General features: G+C 69.9%; 13 protein-coding genes. 11 read left to right on the forward strand and 2 right to left on the reverse strand.

The features are described from left to right. Positions 1–57: 57 nt before the first annotated feature. A complete protein-coding gene (locus AMS65_RS00535) occupies positions 58–672 on the reverse strand; it encodes a TetR/AcrR family transcriptional regulator (RefSeq protein ID WP_241489285.1) in 615 nt (204 codons plus the stop codon). Between the two features lie 174 nt (positions 673–846). Between AMS65_RS00535 and AMS65_RS00540 the strand changes: the two genes are divergently transcribed. The 8 genes from AMS65_RS00540 (at position 847) to AMS65_RS00575 (ending at position 10102) form a co-directional block, all read left to right on the forward strand. Continuing rightward, the gene (locus AMS65_RS00540) at positions 847–1851 is read left to right on the forward strand and encodes a phosphotransferase enzyme family protein (protein WP_053382238.1); all 1005 of its coding nucleotides are present in this window, start codon (positions 847–849) and stop codon (positions 1849–1851) included. Between the two features lie 163 nt (positions 1852–2014). Beyond that, positions 2015–3283 carry an aspartate aminotransferase family protein gene (locus tag AMS65_RS00545; protein ID WP_053382239.1) on the forward strand — a complete coding sequence of 423 codons (1269 nt, stop codon included), beginning with the start codon at positions 2015–2017 and terminating at the stop codon, positions 3281–3283. A gap of 48 nt (positions 3284–3331) precedes the next feature. Then, positions 3332–4291: an AraC-like ligand-binding domain-containing protein gene (locus AMS65_RS00550; RefSeq protein WP_053382293.1), complete on the forward strand. Its 960-nt coding sequence runs from the start codon at positions 3332–3334 to the stop codon at positions 4289–4291. A gap of 272 nt (positions 4292–4563) precedes the next feature. Further along, positions 4564–5376 carry a MoaF C-terminal domain-containing protein gene (locus AMS65_RS00555; RefSeq protein ID WP_053382240.1) on the forward strand — a complete coding sequence of 271 codons (813 nt, stop codon included), beginning with the start codon at positions 4564–4566 and terminating at the stop codon, positions 5374–5376. Between the two features lie 49 nt (positions 5377–5425). After that, positions 5426–6607 carry an ABC transporter substrate-binding protein gene (locus AMS65_RS00560; RefSeq protein ID WP_053382241.1) on the forward strand — a complete coding sequence of 394 codons (1182 nt, stop codon included), beginning with the start codon at positions 5426–5428 and terminating at the stop codon, positions 6605–6607. Positions 6608–6784: 177 nt separating this feature from the next. Next, positions 6785–7660 (forward strand): branched-chain amino acid ABC transporter permease, encoded by an 876-nt coding sequence (locus AMS65_RS00565; RefSeq protein ID WP_053382242.1) that lies wholly within the window; start codon positions 6785–6787, stop codon positions 7658–7660. Next, positions 7647–9410: a branched-chain amino acid ABC transporter ATP-binding protein/permease gene (locus AMS65_RS00570; RefSeq protein WP_053382243.1), complete on the forward strand. Its 1764-nt coding sequence runs from the start codon at positions 7647–7649 to the stop codon at positions 9408–9410. The genes AMS65_RS00565 and AMS65_RS00570 overlap by 14 nt, the downstream gene beginning before the upstream one ends. Next, positions 9407–10102, forward strand: coding sequence for an ABC transporter ATP-binding protein (locus tag AMS65_RS00575; RefSeq protein WP_053382244.1), 696 nt, complete (start codon positions 9407–9409; stop codon positions 10100–10102). Before AMS65_RS00570 ends, AMS65_RS00575 begins: the two co-directional genes overlap by 4 nt. A 194-nt stretch (positions 10103–10296) precedes the next feature. Here AMS65_RS00575 and AMS65_RS00580 read toward each other — a convergent pair whose 3' ends face one another. Then, complete coding sequence (locus AMS65_RS00580; RefSeq protein ID WP_193786993.1) at positions 10297–11127, reverse strand: SDR family NAD(P)-dependent oxidoreductase; 831 nt, start codon at positions 11125–11127, stop codon at positions 10297–10299. A gap of 209 nt (positions 11128–11336) precedes the next feature. Between AMS65_RS00580 and AMS65_RS00585 the strand changes: the two genes are divergently transcribed. The 3 genes from AMS65_RS00585 (at position 11337) to AMS65_RS00595 (ending at position 15525) form a co-directional block, all read left to right on the forward strand. Continuing rightward, a complete protein-coding gene (locus tag AMS65_RS00585) occupies positions 11337–13388 on the forward strand; it encodes a primary-amine oxidase (protein ID WP_053382246.1) in 2052 nt (683 codons plus the stop codon). Between the two features lie 52 nt (positions 13389–13440). Beyond that, positions 13441–15078 carry an amidohydrolase gene (locus AMS65_RS00590; protein ID WP_053382247.1) on the forward strand — a complete coding sequence of 546 codons (1638 nt, stop codon included), beginning with the start codon at positions 13441–13443 and terminating at the stop codon, positions 15076–15078. Between the two features lie 135 nt (positions 15079–15213). Continuing rightward, a complete protein-coding gene (locus tag AMS65_RS00595; RefSeq protein WP_053382248.1) occupies positions 15214–15525 on the forward strand; it encodes an EthD family reductase in 312 nt (103 codons plus the stop codon). The last annotated feature ends 84 nt before the right edge of the window (positions 15526–15609 follow it).

Raw genomic sequence — 15609 nt, forward strand, 5'->3', positions numbered from 1 at the left:
CAGAGCACGCCGACCGCGATCCCGCCTTCCTCGGCGGGGCCCGAACCCCCGGGAGTGTCAGGATCGCGCCGCGAGCCCCTCAACGAGCCGCGCGAAGGACTCGTAGGCGCGCCGGGGGTCCATCGTCTGCGCCGCCACGCCGATGGCGGCCTCGCGCAGTGCCCCGACCAGCAGCACGGCGGCGCCCCCCGCGTCGACGTCGGCGGCGACATCGCCCGCGGCCTGCGCCCGCTCCAGCTCCTCGCGGATCGACACGACGCTCGCACCCGAGCCGATGCCCCGCTCCTCCCCGTCCACGACCAGGGTGGGGCCGGAGACGTTGTAGAAGTGGCCGATGCGCGCGTCGCCGGCCAGATCGAACATCGCACGGGCGTGCGCCACGATCCTGCCCCGCCAATCGTCCGCGGCGAGCACGGCCTCGCGCGTCCGCTCGACGAGCTGCCGGCCGAGTCTCGCGTAGGCGGCGCGCAGCAGTTCGTCGCGACCGCCCGGGAAGTGCGCGTAGACGGTACCGCGGGAGATGCCCGACTCCGCCGAGATGCGATCGATCGTCGTCTCCGAGAGCCCCCCGCCGGCGACGACGGCGAGCACCGCGTCGACGAGCTCGCGCCGGGTGCGCAACTGCCGCCGCTCGCGCAGACTGGTCGGTCGGCTCTCGCTCTCCCCGTTCACACTGCCCATTCTAGGGATCACCCTCCACCCCGCTCTCCACCGTGCCCTCCACCCCGGGACACGCCGCGCACACCACGAACCGGCACTTGTGCAGACGACCTCACTTTTCTATACTCGGAGTATAGTTTTCTGCCGGGATCCCAGCAATCACGTCAGTTCCTCGAAAGGACACGCATGATCACCGTCGATCTCACCGCGGCGACAGAGCTCGCTCGCGAGGCCCTCGCCGAGTACGGCCTGGCGCCCGACACCGAGCTCACCCTGCTGAAGCAGCGCGAGAACTTCGTGTTCTCGCTCGGCCACGGCGGCACGGACTACGTGCTGCGCGTGCATCGTCAGGGCTATCACAGCGACGAGGAGCTCGGCTGCGAACTCGACTTCGTGCGCGCCCTGCACGGCGAGGGCGTTGCGGTGCCCCACTTCGTGCCCCTGAGCGATGGCCGCGGCTTCTGCGTAGCGGGCGCCGGGCACCCGGCCGGCGCGCACCAGATCGACCTGCAGCACCTGATCCCCAACCACGGCAACTTCGGCGACGAGCGCACGGGCGTCGACGGCACCGCCGCGATCGACCCCGCCGACTTCGCCGAGCTCGGGCGGCTCGCGGCGCGAGTGCACGATGCCACCGAGCGGTCGGGCTACACGATGGCGGTTCCGCGCGACGACTGGGACCTCGACGGCCTCGTCGGCCCGGAGCCCGCCTGGGGCGATCCCCTGCGCATCGAGGAACTCGCCGGCGAGGATCGCGCGGCCGTCGTGGCCGCGATCGCGCGCATCCGCGAGGAACTGGGCGCCTACGGCTCCCCCGCTCACCGATTCGGCCCCATCCACGCCGACCTCACGCCCGAGAACGTGCTGCGCACCCCCGGCGGTCTCGTGCTCATCGACTTCGACGACTTCGCGGCCGGCTGGCACCTCTTCGACCTCGCCACGGCGCTCTACTTCTACACCCCGCACCCCCGCTACGCCGAGTACCGCGACGCGCTCTTCGGCGGATACGAGTCGGTGCGACCGCTCGACGACGCCGACCGGAAGGTCTTCCCGGCGATCCTGCTGGCGCGCGGCCTCACCTACCTCGGCTGGTCCGCCGACCGCCGCGGCGAACCGACCGCGGAGTGGCACGCCACCACGGTGCTCCCCCACATCGTCCGACTGTCGCGCGAGCTCGTCGCCTCCGCATGAGCGTCGTTCCCGCCCGACCACCGATTCCGTATTCGTGGGCGAGATCCTGCGACTCGCTCCGCTCGCGCAGGATGACGAACGGGACCACCCGCTCCCGCAGGATCACGAACGAGACCACCCGCTCCCGCAGGATGACACCAGAGAAACCCGAGGAGAACGCAGAATGACCTCCAACGCCGAACTCATCGAGCGCCGCAACCGCACGATCGGCCCCTACTCGCCGCTCTTCTACACCGAGCCCCTGCAGTTCGTGTCGGCCAAGGGCGTGTGGTTCACCGAGGCGAGCGGCGAGCGCTACCTCGACGGCTACAACAACGTGCCGCACGTCGGCCACTGCAACGACCGCGTGGTCGCCGCGCTCGCCGACCAGGCCGCCACGCTCAACGTGCACACCCGCTACCTCAACGAGCGCGTGGTCGACTACTCGGAGCGCCTGCTCGCCACCTTCGAGCCCCGCCTCGACCGCATCTTCTTCGGCAATTCGGGATCCGAGGCCAACGAGCTCGCGATCCGCATCTCGCGCCAGCTCACCGGCAGCACGGGCATGATCGTGTCCGACTACAGCTACCACGGCACCACGATCACCCTCGCCGGGCTCACCACCGGACTCAAGACGGCGATCCCCCTCGACCCGAACGTGCGCACGCTGCGCATCCCGGATCTGGATCGGGATCCCCGCCCCGAGGCCGAAGTACTCGCGGAGACGCTCGCCTCGCTCGACGCGTCGATCGCGTCGCTGCAGGAGGCCGGCTTCGGCGTCGCCGCCTGCCTCTTCGACCCCCTGTTCTCCACCGAGGGCATGCCCCGCCTGCCCGAGGGCCTCGTGCAGGGCATCGCGGATCGCGTACGCGCCGCCGGCGGCATGGTCATCGCGGACGAGGTGCAGAGCGGCTTCGGGCGCACCGGCACCCACATGTGGGGCCACCAGTACGCGGGCATGGCGGCGGACCTCGTGACCATGGGCAAGCCGATGGGCAACGGCCATCCCATGTCGGCGGTGGTGACGAGCGAGGACGTGCTCGATCGCTTCGGCTCGCAGAACGAGTTCTTCAACACCTTCGCGGGCAACCCGGTCTCGGCCGCCGTCGGCGAGGCCGTGCTGCTCGAGATGGAGGAGGAGCAGCTCATGGCGCGGGCGAAGACCCTCGGCGACGAGGCAGCCGCGCGCTTCCGGGAGTTCGCCGCGCGCTACGACTTCGTGCGCTCGGCCAAGGGCGTCGGCATGTTCCTGGGGCTCGATTTCGCCGTGGACGGCGAGCCCGCTCCGCAGCTCGCGAAGCAGGTCGTCGAGGCGATGAAAGCTCGTAAGGTGCTCATCTCGAGGATCGGGCGCGACGAGAGCGTGCTCAAGGTGCGCCCGCCGCTCGCCTTCGGCGCGGAGGAGCTGCCGATCCTGCTCGACGCGCTTGCCGATGCTCTGTCGGAAGTTTAAGGTGTATCCTCTCGGCAGGTAGATCGAAGAAGGTGATTGGCTGTGCAGATCGCTCCGCAACGAGGCGGCGCCTCGCGCCCAGAGTCTCGCCCCGCCCAGGTCGACAGCCTCGGGGGCTTTCGCAATCTGGTGTCATCGTCGTTCGTGCCGCTGCGCATCAGCACCGAACGCGATGACGCCTTCTCGGCCCGGCTGACAGCCGCAGACGCCGACGACATCGTCTTCACGGAGGTGGCCGCGAGACCTCACCTCGTCGAGCGCACCCCCGAGACCATCGCCAGCGGCGGCAGCGGCTACTACAAGGTGAGCCTGTTGATCTCCGGCAGCAGCATCCTCGTGCAGGACGGCCGCGAGCTCGTCATGCGGCCGGGCGACCTGACCGTGTACGACACGTCGCGCCCCTACTCGCTGCTGTTCGGCGAGGAGTTCCGCAACCTCATCATGATGTTCCCGAAGGACCGGCTCGACATCCCGATCCCCTTCACGGAGCAGCTCACGGCGGTGTCGTTCGCGCAGGAGCACAGCGGCCTCACCCCGGTGATCACGACCTTCCTCTCCCAGTTCCCCGCTCAGCTGACGCACCTCTCCGACCGCGTGCGCGCGAAGCTCGCCCACACCAGCCTCGATCTCATGGGAACGCTGTTCTCCACCATCCTCGACGCCGACCCGGGGCAGCGCGACCCGCACCAGGTGCTGCTGCAGAAGATCTACAGCTACATCGACCTCCACCTCGCGTCGCCCGAGCTCTCCCCCGGCAGCATCGCGGCCGCGCACTACATCTCCACGCGGCACCTGCACTCGCTGTTCCGGCAGGCCGACACCACGGTGTCGACCTGGATCCGCGAGCGGCGTCTCGAGCGCTGCCGCACCGATCTGCTCGATCCGGTGCTCAGCGACCGCACCGTCTCCGCGATCGCTGCGCGCTGGGGCTTCACCGACGCCGCGCACTTCAGCCGCGTCTTCAAGGCGAGCTACGGCGTCTCGCCCAGCGAGCTGCGCCGCTTCTGATTCGTGCTCCGAGCGCCCGCCCGGCCCCTCGGCCGAGCGGGTGCTCGGTGCGCCTTCTGCAGCGCCGGATCCGCGTTTTCGGCGCCACACCGCAACCGAGTCGTAATACTCGTTGTCCAGCAGTGCACGGGCATTGTCTGTAGCGGTGCTGATCGGTTCGCGACGCCCCGCGAGTGCTTACAGTGAGAGCACATTCCGAGCGATGAGGCTCGCCTGGCGCGCACCGCCCTCGGAACCCCGCTGTATCGATTCCAAGGGAGGAAGCCGGGACGATGACGACCCCCGACACCAGCACCATCGCAGCCGACCCGAACGAGTGGCGCACCTACGACGAGTTCGCCGCGGGCATCGACACCTTCCGACTGCCGAACACGAGCCTCGAGGGCCGTTCCCTCTCCCTCGTCCTCGAAGACGGCTCCGGGCTCGACCTGGTCTTCGGCGCCGATACCGCCCGCTGGAGCGCGACCGGCGCCTTCGCCACGGACGGCGAGCTGAGCGACCCCTACGACGCCGTGCGCGTGCGCGACGACGTCGTCTTCGTGAACCTGCCCATCGAGTCGCGCGAGCGCGAGGCCATCACCGTCGTGTTCTCGGAGACGACGCATCGCGCGCTCGTCGCCCGCTCCGAGATCGGCGAGGAGGACGTGGAGGGCGAGCCCCGCGTCGACCAGACCTTCTGGTCGGCCGTCACCGACGCGGGCGAGCCGAGCGGTGAGGTGCCGGGGCCGTCGCGCGATCTGATCGGCATGCGCAACCTCTACCGCTACAGCCCCCACCACCTCTACGAGCACGTCTACATCTCGAGCCAGCGCTACGCATGGCAGTGCGTGGAGGGCGTGCAGCGCGGGCACGGCGACATGGACATGTCGACCGTCTGGAAGTTCGCCGACGGCCTCTACCTCTTCTGCTTCCGCGAGTTCCGCATCGCCGTCGCGAGCGTGTGGCTGCACGACCTCGGCTACCAGCTGCACACGACCGGCGTCTTCCTCGGCATCACCGGCGAGGGTCGGGCCGAGCACTCGCGCGCAGGCGGTCGCATCTACCCGATCGGCACCGTCAAGTACCCCGACGTGCAGCCGGTCTGACTCCGATTCACTGCTCCATTCCCACTCCATCCATCCGAGAGGACACACCATGAAATCACGCATCCTGGGCGCTGCCGCGCTGACCGCGGCAGCCGCACTCGTGCTGAGCGGCTGCGCAGGCGGTGAGGGCGGCGGCGAAGGCGCACCGATCAAGCTCGGCTCCGTCAACACCATCAGCGGCCCCGCCACCTTCCCCGAGGCCTCGGAGGCCGCGAAGGCGGTCTTCGACAAGGTCAACGCCGACGGCGGCATCAACGGCCGCATGATCGAGTACAAGGTCACCGACGACAAGGCCGATCCCGCCACCGCCACCGCATCGGCGCGCGAACTGGTGGGCAGCGACGAGGTCGTCGCGCTCGTCGGCAGTGCGTCGCTGCTCGACTGCGAGATCAACGCGAAGTACTACGAGCAGGAGGGCGTCCGCTCGGTCCAGGGCATCGGCGTCGACCCCGGCTGCTTCAGCTCGCCCAACATCGCACCCACCAACATCGGCCCCTTCAACGACACCACCCTCACGATGCTCTACGGTTCGGAGGAGCTCGGGCTCGAGAACCTCTGCGTGCTGACGAGCGTCATCGGCTCCACCGGCCCCGCCTACCAGGCCGCGGTCGACCGCTGGAGCGAGATCACCGGCAAGCAGCCCACCTTCGTCGACGACACCGTGCCCTACGGCGGCGCCGACTACACGCCCTACATCGTGAAGGCGCGTGAGGCCGGCTGCGACGGCATCGTCGCCAACTCGGTCGAGCCCGATGCGATCGGCCTGATCAAGGCGGCGAACCAGCAGGGCTGGGACGACGTCACCTTCCTGCTCCTCACCTCGGTGTACAGCGAGAGCTTCGCGGCCGCCGTCGACAACAGCGCGGCCGGCGTCTACGTGCCCGCCGAGTTCTACCCCTTCACCGAGGACAGCGACGTCAACGCCGACTGGAAGGCGCTGATGGACGAGAACGGGATCACGCTCACCTCGTTCAGCCAGGGCGGCTACCTCGCAGCGACCTTCCTGGTGGAGGTGCTCGAGAGCATCGACGGCGACATCACCCGTGAGAGCGTCAACGAGGCGCTGAGCGGCATGGCTCCGATCGCCAATCCGATGATCGCCTACGAGTACCAGTTCGACAAGATCGCCGCGCAGGACTTCCAGCCCGGCGGGTGGCCCGTCGTGCTGAAGTCGGGCACCAACGCCTGGGAGCAGGCGGCCGACGACTGGCTGATGATCCCGGCGAACTGACCCAGCCGGCTTCAGACCGGTTCCGCACCCAACCGCTGCCCGGGTGAGTGAGCGGAGCGAATCGAAACCACTCCTCGTGAGGATTTCGACTCGCTCCGCTCGCTCGATCGGCAGCCAGCTCTGAAGGAATTCCATGCCTCACAGTCCCCACCCCCGACCGGTCCCGCGGAGGCGGCCGTGAACGGCGGCGCGCTGCTGCAGGGCGCGCTCTCGGGTCTCGCCGCCGGCGGCGTGTACGCGGTGTTCGCCGTCACGCTGACCCTCATGTCCCGCCTGGTGCGCGTCGTCAACTTCGCCCAGGCCGCCACCGGCATGTTCGCCGCGTTCATCGCGGTCTGGTTCGCCAGCAAGCTCGGCATGCCCGTCTGGCTCGCGACGGTCGCCGGCATCGTGGTCGGCGCGCTGCTCGCCGCCATCATCGGCTGGATCGCCGCGACCTGGCTCTCCGAGGCCGATCTCTCCACGCGATCCGCGATGACCGTCGGCCCCTTCCTGCTGCTGATGTCGCTCTCCTACATCATGTTCGGCAACAAGCCGCAGCCCTTCTCCCCGATCTTCAACGGCCCCGCGTTCACGGTCGCGGGCGTCGTGGTGAGCTGGGTCACCGTCATCACGGTCTCCCTCGCGATCGCGGTCGCCCTCGCATCGGCGCTCGTGCTGCGCAAGACGACGATCGGCACGAAGCTCCGCGCGCTCTCCGACCGCCCGACCACGGCGGAGCTCATCGGCATCTCGTCGAAGCCGCTGGCGATCGGCGTGTGGGCCGTGACGGGTGCGATCAGCGCCATCACGATCCTCATCATCGCGCCGACCCAGTCGAACGACGCCGTCAGCCTCTCCATGCTCATCATCCCCGCGGCCGCGGCCGCGCTGCTCGGCGGTTTCAAGCGCCTCGACCTCGCGGTCGTGGGCGGTCTGCTGCTCGGCCTCATCAACGGCATGGTGGCGCAGATCGGCGAACTGGCGCTCGTGCGCAACTTCGTGCCGCTCCTGTTCATCGTGATCCTGCTGCTGTGGTCGCAGCGAAAGGAGGTGTGGGATGCTGCTCGCTAATAGACGCCTGCGCAACGTCCTGCCCATCGCCGTCGCCCTCGTCTCGCTCGGAATCGCCTGGGCGCTGAGCGTGGGGCTCTCCGGATACACCGTCTACCTCGCGATCAGCATGGTGACGGCGACGATCTCGATCCTCGGTCTCGGCGTGGTCACCGGCTCGGCCGGCATCATCGCCCTGTGCCAGCTCACCTTCGGCGCCATCGGCGCATGGGTGGTGACCTTCCTCAGCAAGCACGAGGTCCCCGGCGGCTTCGCACTGTGGCTGATCGCGGGCGCGGCCGTCGCGGCGCTCGCCGGCGTGCTGCTCGGCCTCCCGGCGCTGCGCCTGCGCGGCGTCAATCTCGCCGTCGTCACCCTCGGCGCCGCGGCCGCGTTCGACGTGCTGCTGGTGCAGACCCAGTTCCCCGGCCAGACCGAGGGGCTCTCGGTGGAGCGCCCCGGGCTGTTCTCGAGCGACCGGCAGTACTTCTTCTTCGCGATGATCGTGCTCATCGTCTGCGCCTACCTGGTGTTCCTGCTGCAGCGCAGCCGGGTCGGCAGCAGCTGGAAGGCCGTGTCCTTCTCGGAGCGCGGCACCGCCGCCGTCGGCCAGAGCGTGCGCCTCGCGAAGCTCTCGGCATTCGCGGTGAGCGCCGCGCTCGGCGGCGTCGCGGGCGGCCTGCTGGCCGGTCAGGTCGGGATCCCCTACGCCTCCAGCTTCACGCCGATCATGTCGCTCGCGCTCTACATCCTCGCGGTGATGAGCGGCGCGTACCTCATCGACATGGCGATCTTCGGCGGTGTGCTCTGGGTGCTCGTGCCCGAACTCCTCAAGCGGTGGGGCGTGCCACAGGACTGGGGCTTCGTGATCTTCGGCCTGCTCGGCATCCAGGCCCTCACGAGCGGCTCGAACCTCGGCGAGGCGATCCGCGGCGGATTCCGCAAGCGGGCCAGGAAGCGCAAGGCGGCCGGCCCGGAGACGGTCCCGAGCGAGGTGGGCACGAGCGTGCTCGACGTCTTCGCCGTGCCCGAGGCCTCGGAGCCGATCCCCGCAGACGCCGCACCGGTGCTCGAGGTGCGCGGTCTCGGGGTGCAGTTCGGCGCGCTCAAGGCCAACGACGACGTGTCGCTGCAGGTGAAGCCCCGCAGCATCATGGGCCTGATCGGCCCCAACGGCGCGGGCAAGTCGACCTTCGTCGACGCGGTCAGCGGCTTCCTGCCGCAGCACACCGGAACGGTGCTGCTCGACGGCGAGGACATCACCCGGCTCTCCCCCGTGGCTCGTGCCCGCAAGGGCCTGCGCCGCACCTTCCAGCAGGATCGTGTACCCCCGCAGCTGACGGTCGAGGCCTACGTGCGCTTCGTGGCTCGCAAGCGGCTCGACCATGACGAACTGGCCGACGCCCTGGCGTTCCTCGGCTGTCCGCCCCCGGAGGAGCAGCTCGCGAGCGTCGATGTCGGCACGCGACGCCTCATCGAGGTCGCAGCAGCGGTGCTGTCGGGACCGCGCGTGCTGATCCTCGACGAGCCCGCAGCGGGTCTCTCCCACGAGGAGCACCTGCAGTTCGGGCACCGCCTCACCCGGATCCCGTCGCGCTTCGACACCGCGATCGTGCTCATCGAGCACGATCTCGACCTCGTGCGCTCGGTGTGCACGGAGCTCACCGTGCTCGATTTCGGCAAGGTGCTCGCGCAGGGCCCGAGCAAGGAGGTTCTCGACGACCCGGCCGTGATCGCGGCCTACATGGGAGATGCGGAGATGACGCAATGAGCGAACTGCAACTGAGCGGCGTCACCGTGAGCCGCGGAGCCGGCCCGGTCGTCTCCGACGTCGATCTCACGCTGCGCCAGGGAGAGATCCTCGCGCTCGTGGGGCCGAACGGAGCGGGCAAGACCAGCCTGCTCGAGTCGGTCTCCGGGGTCATCGGACACTCCGGCGGCGACATCGCCATCGACGGGGAGTCGATCGCCAAGTGGAAGCGGGTGCAGCGCTCGCGCGCCGGCATCGCGCACATCGAGCAGGGGCGGGCCATCTTCCCCTCGCTCACCGTGCGCGAGAACCTGCTGCTCACGGCGAAGACCGACGCCGCGCTCCAGGAGGTGCTGCAGTCGTTCCCCGAGCTCGAGAAGCGCATCGACTCGCAGGCGGTGCTGCTCTCGGGCGGCGAGCAGCAGATGGTGGTGCTGGCGCGCGCCTTCGCCTCGCGGCCGCGCTTCCTGCTGATCGACGAGATGTCGCTGGGCCTCGCACCGGTCGTGTTCATGCGACTGCTGCCGCTGATCCAGCAGTTCGCCGAGTCGGGCGTGGGTGTGCTGCTGGTCGAGCAGTTCACGCACCTCGCGCTCGGCATCGCCGACGACGCGATGGTGGTCTCGAGCGGGCGGGTGAGCCACCCCCAGGGCCCGGCCGGGGTGCTCGAGGAGGACGAGGCGCTGCTGCGTCGCGCCTATCTCGGCGGGTGATCCGCACCGCCGGTCGAGCGGAGCGGACCAGCCCCTCGCCGGTTGAGGGCAGCTGCGCAAGCGGAGTCGAAACCCGGGAAAGGATCCTCGATTTCGACTCTGCTGCGCTCCGCTCAATCAGCGGAAGGAGCTGCGCTCCGCTCAATCAGCGGCGGGCTCCCGCCGCGCTCAATCGGCGGGAGGGTCCGCCCGGATCACATGCCGGCGTGCTCGAAGGCGACCGTCGGCAGGTCGACGATGTGCGCGCCGCCGTCGGCCACGAGCACGGCGCCCGTCATGTACGAGGACTGCGGCGAGCCGAGGAAGCGCACGATGGAAGCGATCTCAGCGGGATCGGCCGGGCGCCCCAGCGGCACGTCGCGCGTCACCGCCGCGTAGCCCGCCTCGCGGTCGGCGATCTCCGGCGCTTGCTCGGCGAACTCATCCATCTCGGAATCGGCCATGGGGGTGCGCACCCAGCCGGGGCAGACGGCGTTGACTCGCACGCCTCTGCGGCTGTAGTCGCGCGCCAGACTGCGGGTGAGCCCGATGAGCGCGTGCTTGCCCACGGTGTAGCCCGCCACCGAGGGGCCCGCGAAGAGCCCCGCCAGCGACGAGACGATCACGATCTGCGCGCCGCCGTGGCGCTCAGCCGTATCGAGCAGCGCCGGCAGCGCCTCGCGCGCCATCACGAAGGCCGTCGAGAGATTGACCTTGATCGACGACTCCCAGTCGTCATCGCTCGTCTCCCCGACCGGGGAGAATCCGTGGCCACCGGCGTTCGCGACGACCACGTCGAGCCGTCCGAACTGCTCGACCACCTGCGCCACCGCGGCTCGTGCGGACGCGCCGTCCGACGCGTCGGCGACGACTGCGGTACCGCCGATGCGAGCCGCGACCTCCTCGATCGGACCCGAGCGGCGTCCCACGACCACCACACTCGCCCCCTCGCTCGCGTAGCGCTCGGCGATCGCCGCTCCGATGCCGGTGCCGCCGCCGGTGATGACGACGACGCGTCCCTCGTTCTCGCTGTTCCCGGGTGCCATGAGGATCCTCTCTGATCGATGCCCGGTGCGCCCGGGCCGCAGCCGCAGCCGCTTTCACGGTTTCATCCTCCTCCGTCGCGGCCCCGGGCACGACCACCTCTACGCTCCCATCGCATCGGTTTTCGCCCACAGTCAACACCGCTCCGGCCGCTCTTGCGATACTGAAGGTGGAAGATGTTCTGCCGTACAGCCGAACCCGAGGACGTCCAATGCCGCACACCCCCGACACCACCCACACGCACGGAACGCGGGTCACCACGCCCGCCGTCGCGGTGCACCCGCTCGATCCCCTGACCGGCGATGAGATCTCCGAGGCGCGGCGGATCCTCGCCGAGGCCGGGCACTTCACCGAGCACACGCGTGTGCCCCGCGTGCTGCCCGTCGATCCGGCGAAGTCGGACCTCGCGGCCTGGCGGCCGGGCGACGCGCTCGATCGCCGCCTCCGAGTGACGCTGCTCGACCGCAGCACCGGGGTCGCCGCCGAGGCGATCGTCGCCGTGACCCGCGGAGAGATCGACTCGTTCCGCGTGCTCCCCAACACGGAGGAGCCCTACGGCCAGCCGCAGTACCTCTTCGAGGAGTACGCCGACGCGGCCGATATCGTCAAGGCCTCCTCGGAGTGGCAGGCCGCGATGCGGCGCCGCGGTCTCGAGGAGCACATGGAGCTCGCCTTCTGCTCCCCGCTCGCACCCGGCTTCTTCGGCCGGGCGGACGAGGTCGGCAAGCGCATCGTGCGATCGCACACCTACCTCCGGTTCGACGACCGGGACAGCCCGTGGGCGCACCCCGTCGAGGGGCTCGTGGTGCACGTGGACCTCACCGAGCGCCGGGTGATCCGCATCGACGACGAGGGCGATGTGCCCGTACCCGAGCAGCACGGCAACTACGGCCTCGACGTGCAGGGCCCCGCTCGCACGAGCCTCAAACCCATCGAGATCACGCAGCCCGAGGGGCCCTCGTTCTCGGTCGACGGCGGTCTCGTGCAGTGGGAGAACTGGAAGTTCCGCGTCGGCTTCACTCAGCAGGAGGGTCTGGTACTCAACCAGATCAGCTTCCGCGACGGAGACGAGGATCGCTCCATCGCGACCCGGGCCAGCGTGCCCGAGATGGTCGTGCCCTACGGCGACACCTCGGTGAGCCGCTTCTGGATCAGCTACTTCGACGCCGGCGAGTACCTGCTCGGCAAGAACGCCAACTCGCTCGCGCTCGGCTGCGACTGCCTCGGCGTCATCCACTACTTCGACGCTTTCGTGGCCGACGACCACGGCAACCCCGTCAAGATCCCTCAGGCCATCTGCATGCACGAGGAGGACTACGGGATCCTCTGGAAGCACACCGACCTCGAGGGAACCCCCGAGACCCGCCGCAGCCGTCGCCTGGTCGTGAGCTACTTCTCGACGATCGGCAACTACGACTACGGCTTCTTCTGGTACTTCACCCTCGACGGCTCGATCCAGGTCGAGGCGAAGGCGACCGGGATCGTGTTCGCGGGTGCAGGGATCCCCGGCAGCGACAATCCGCACGCCCCCGAGATCGCGCCGGGCATCTTCACGCCGGTCCACCAGCACCTCTTCTGCGCGCGCATCGACGCGGCCATCGACGGCGAGGACAACACGCTGCACGAGGTGGAGGCCGTCAGGATTCCGACGGGACCCGACAATCCCCACGGCAACGCCTTCACCTGGTCGGACACGCAGCTGACGAGCGAGGCGCAGGCGCAGCGCGTCGCCGACGGGCTCGCCAGCAGAGTCTGGGAGGTGCGCTCGGCGCACCGCACGAACTACGTGGGCCAGCCCACCTCGTACCGCCTGATTCCCGAGGGCAAGATGCTGCTCGCAGCGCAGCCCGAGTCGACGGTGCACGGGCGCGCGGCCTTCGCCACGAAGCATCTCTGGGGCACGCAGTACGACCCCGAGGAGCTGTATCCCGCCGGGTTCTACCCGAACGCCCACGCGCCCGGAGCGGGTCTGCCCGAGTGGACGCGGCAGGACCGATCGCTCGACGGCGAGGACATCGTGCTCTGGCACACCTTCGGGCCCACCCATATCCCGCGCACCGAGGACTGGCCCATCATGCCCGTCGACTACTCGGGATTCTGGTTCAAGCCGCACGGCTTCCTCGATCAGAACCCGGCGATGGATCTGCCCGATGACGCGCGCGCCTCGTGCGGCGCCGGCGGGTGCTGCTCGGACGGCGGCTGCGGCTGCTGCGCGGGATCCGAGTGCACCTGCGGCGGCGCGAACTGCGCCTGCGGCAGGTAGCGCTCCGCGCCCGGCCGGCTCTCCCACATCCCCATCACGAACGGAGTCACTGTTGACCACCTCTCCCGATCTCATCCTCACCGGCGGCCGCGTCTACACCGTCGACCCCGAGCAGCCCTGGGCCGAGGCGATCGCCGTCTCCGCCGGCCGCATCGCGGCGGTCGGGGCCTCGTCCGAGCTCCTCGCGCTCGCCGGCCCTGACACCGAGGTGCGCGACCTCGGGGGTGCTTTCCTGATGCCCGGCCTCATCGATGCCCACAACCACCACGCGATCGCGGGCGAGGAGGAGCTGTTCCAGCTGCGGGTGCCGTTCGGCGCGCACCTCGACGGCATCGTCGACGCCGTGCGCGAGCACGCGGCGGCGCTGCCCGCCGACGCGTGGGTGGTCGGCGGGCCATGGGCGAGCGATCGCCTGGGCGAGGTCAACACGGCCGAGGCGCTCGCGCGGCTCGACGAGGCCGCCGGTGGCCGCCCCGTCATGCTCTCGGACGACTCGCACCACAACCGCTGGGTGAACAGCCGGGCCATGGAGATCGCCGGCGTCGGGCCGGGCCAGCCGGGCGTGGTGCTCGACGCGGAGGGCCGCGCGACGGGCGTGCTGCTCGAGGCCGCGGGCATCCCCGTCGCCCGCGCACAGCGGGAGGCCGGCGCGCTGACCGCCGAGCAGCAGCGCGAGTCGTCGCGGCACGGAGTCGGGATCCTGAACTCCTACGGCGTCACCGCCTTCCAGGACGCCGCCGTCTCGAGGCCGACGCTGGAGGCGCTGCGCTCGCTCGACGCGGCCGGCGAGCTCGACGCCTGGGTGGTCTCCTCGATGCTCATCAACGACGACATCTTCGGGTACGCAGAGATCGGCGACGACCTCGTCTTCACCGGCGAGCAGTACCGCACCGAGCACCACCGGCCCGACTTCGTGAAGATCTTCCTCGACGGGGTGCCGCCCACCCGCACCGGGGCCTTCCTCGAGCCCTACCTGCCCGACGACGTGCACGGCGCGCACTTCCACGGCGAGACGCTGTTCGATCCGGCGGAGCTCACCGACTGGCTGCGCCGCGTCGCCGAGGTGGGGCTCTCGGCGAAGGTGCACTGCACGGGAGACGCGTCGGTGCACGCCGTGCTGAACGCGGTCGAGACGCTGCGGAACGAGGGGGTCACCGGCACCCGGTACCAGGTGGCGCACGGCCAGTTCATCCACGCCGACGACATCGCCCGCTTCGCCGAGCTGGGCGTGGCCGCCGAGATCTCCCCCTTCATCTGGGTGCCGGGCCCCATCGTCGAGGCGATCCGCGAGGTGCTGCCCCGCGAGCGCGCCGACCGGATGCAGCCCAACCGCTCGCTGCTCGACGCCGGGGCCGTGGTGGCCGGCGGATCGGACTGGCCCGTCTCCCCCTCGCCGAACGCGTGGGAGGGCATTCACGGCCTCGTCACGCGCGAGGATCCGAGCGGCCAGTACCCGGGCACGCTGTGGCCGGAGCAGGCGATCACCCTCGGCGAGGCGATCGCGGCCTTCACCATCGGCGGGGCGACGGCCATGGGCCTCGAGCACGAGACGGGATCGCTCGAGGCGGGCAAGTCGGCCGATTTCGTGCTGTTGGATCGCGACCCCTTCGAGCACCCCGCCGGCGAGCTCGTGCAGACCACCGTCGCCGAGACCTGGTTCGCAGGTCGCCGGGTCTACACGCGCGACTGATCCGTCTCACCCGGGGCCCGGTCACCCCCGGCCCCGTCATCCTGCGCGAGGAACGAGTCGCAGGATCTCACCGAGAGATTCTGCGACTCGCAAGCTCGCGCAGAACGACCATTCGACGACGAGAGCGAGAACCGCATGCACAAGCTCACCGTGCTCTACCCCGAGCCGACCGACCGCGCCGCGTTCCGGGAGTACTACCTGAACACGCACCTGCCGCTCTGCGCGAAGCTTCCGGGGGTGCAGGAGATCACCTACTCGCTCGACGTCTGCGAGCCCGGCGAAGGGCCGTACTACGCGATCTTCCAGGCGACCTTCGCCGACGAGGCCGCGATGGGCGCCGCGCTCTCGTCGCCCGAGGGGCGAGCCGTCGAGGCCGATGTGGCGAACTACGCGACGGGCGGGGTCACCGTGATCCCGCACGCCGCGCAGTCGTTCCCCGTCGGCTGAGGCGCCCGCTCCGCTCAACCGGCGAGCGGCCTCCGCCGTTTGAGCGAGCCGAAGGCGAGTCGAAACCCGAGGTCCGATGACTTC

The organism is Leucobacter celer subsp. astrifaciens, assembly GCF_001273835.1.
GTDB lineage: Bacteria > Actinomycetota > Actinomycetes > Actinomycetales > Microbacteriaceae > Leucobacter > Leucobacter celer.

What these genes read in the sequence shown, in the direction of transcription:
- AMS65_RS00540 (WP_053382238.1), top strand. Translation starts at nt 847, where the DNA reads ATGATCACCGTCGATCTCACCGCGGCGACAGAGCTCGCTCGCGAGGCC.
- AMS65_RS00545 (WP_053382239.1), top strand. Translation starts at nt 2,015, where the DNA reads ATGACCTCCAACGCCGAACTCATCGAGCGCCGCAACCGCACGATCGGC.
- AMS65_RS00555 (WP_053382240.1), top strand. Translation starts at nt 4,564, where the DNA reads ATGACGACCCCCGACACCAGCACCATCGCAGCCGACCCGAACGAGTGG.
- AMS65_RS00560 (WP_053382241.1), top strand. Translation starts at nt 5,426, where the DNA reads ATGAAATCACGCATCCTGGGCGCTGCCGCGCTGACCGCGGCAGCCGCA.
- AMS65_RS00570 (WP_053382243.1), top strand. Translation starts at nt 7,647, where the DNA reads ATGCTGCTCGCTAATAGACGCCTGCGCAACGTCCTGCCCATCGCCGTC.
- AMS65_RS00575 (WP_053382244.1), top strand. Translation starts at nt 9,407, where the DNA reads ATGAGCGAACTGCAACTGAGCGGCGTCACCGTGAGCCGCGGAGCCGGC.
- AMS65_RS00580 (WP_193786993.1), bottom strand. Translation starts at nt 11,127, where the DNA reads ATGGCACCCGGGAACAGCGAGAACGAGGGACGCGTCGTCGTCATCACC.
- AMS65_RS00585 (WP_053382246.1), top strand. Translation starts at nt 11,337, where the DNA reads ATGCCGCACACCCCCGACACCACCCACACGCACGGAACGCGGGTCACC.
- AMS65_RS00595 (WP_053382248.1), top strand. Translation starts at nt 15,214, where the DNA reads ATGCACAAGCTCACCGTGCTCTACCCCGAGCCGACCGACCGCGCCGCG.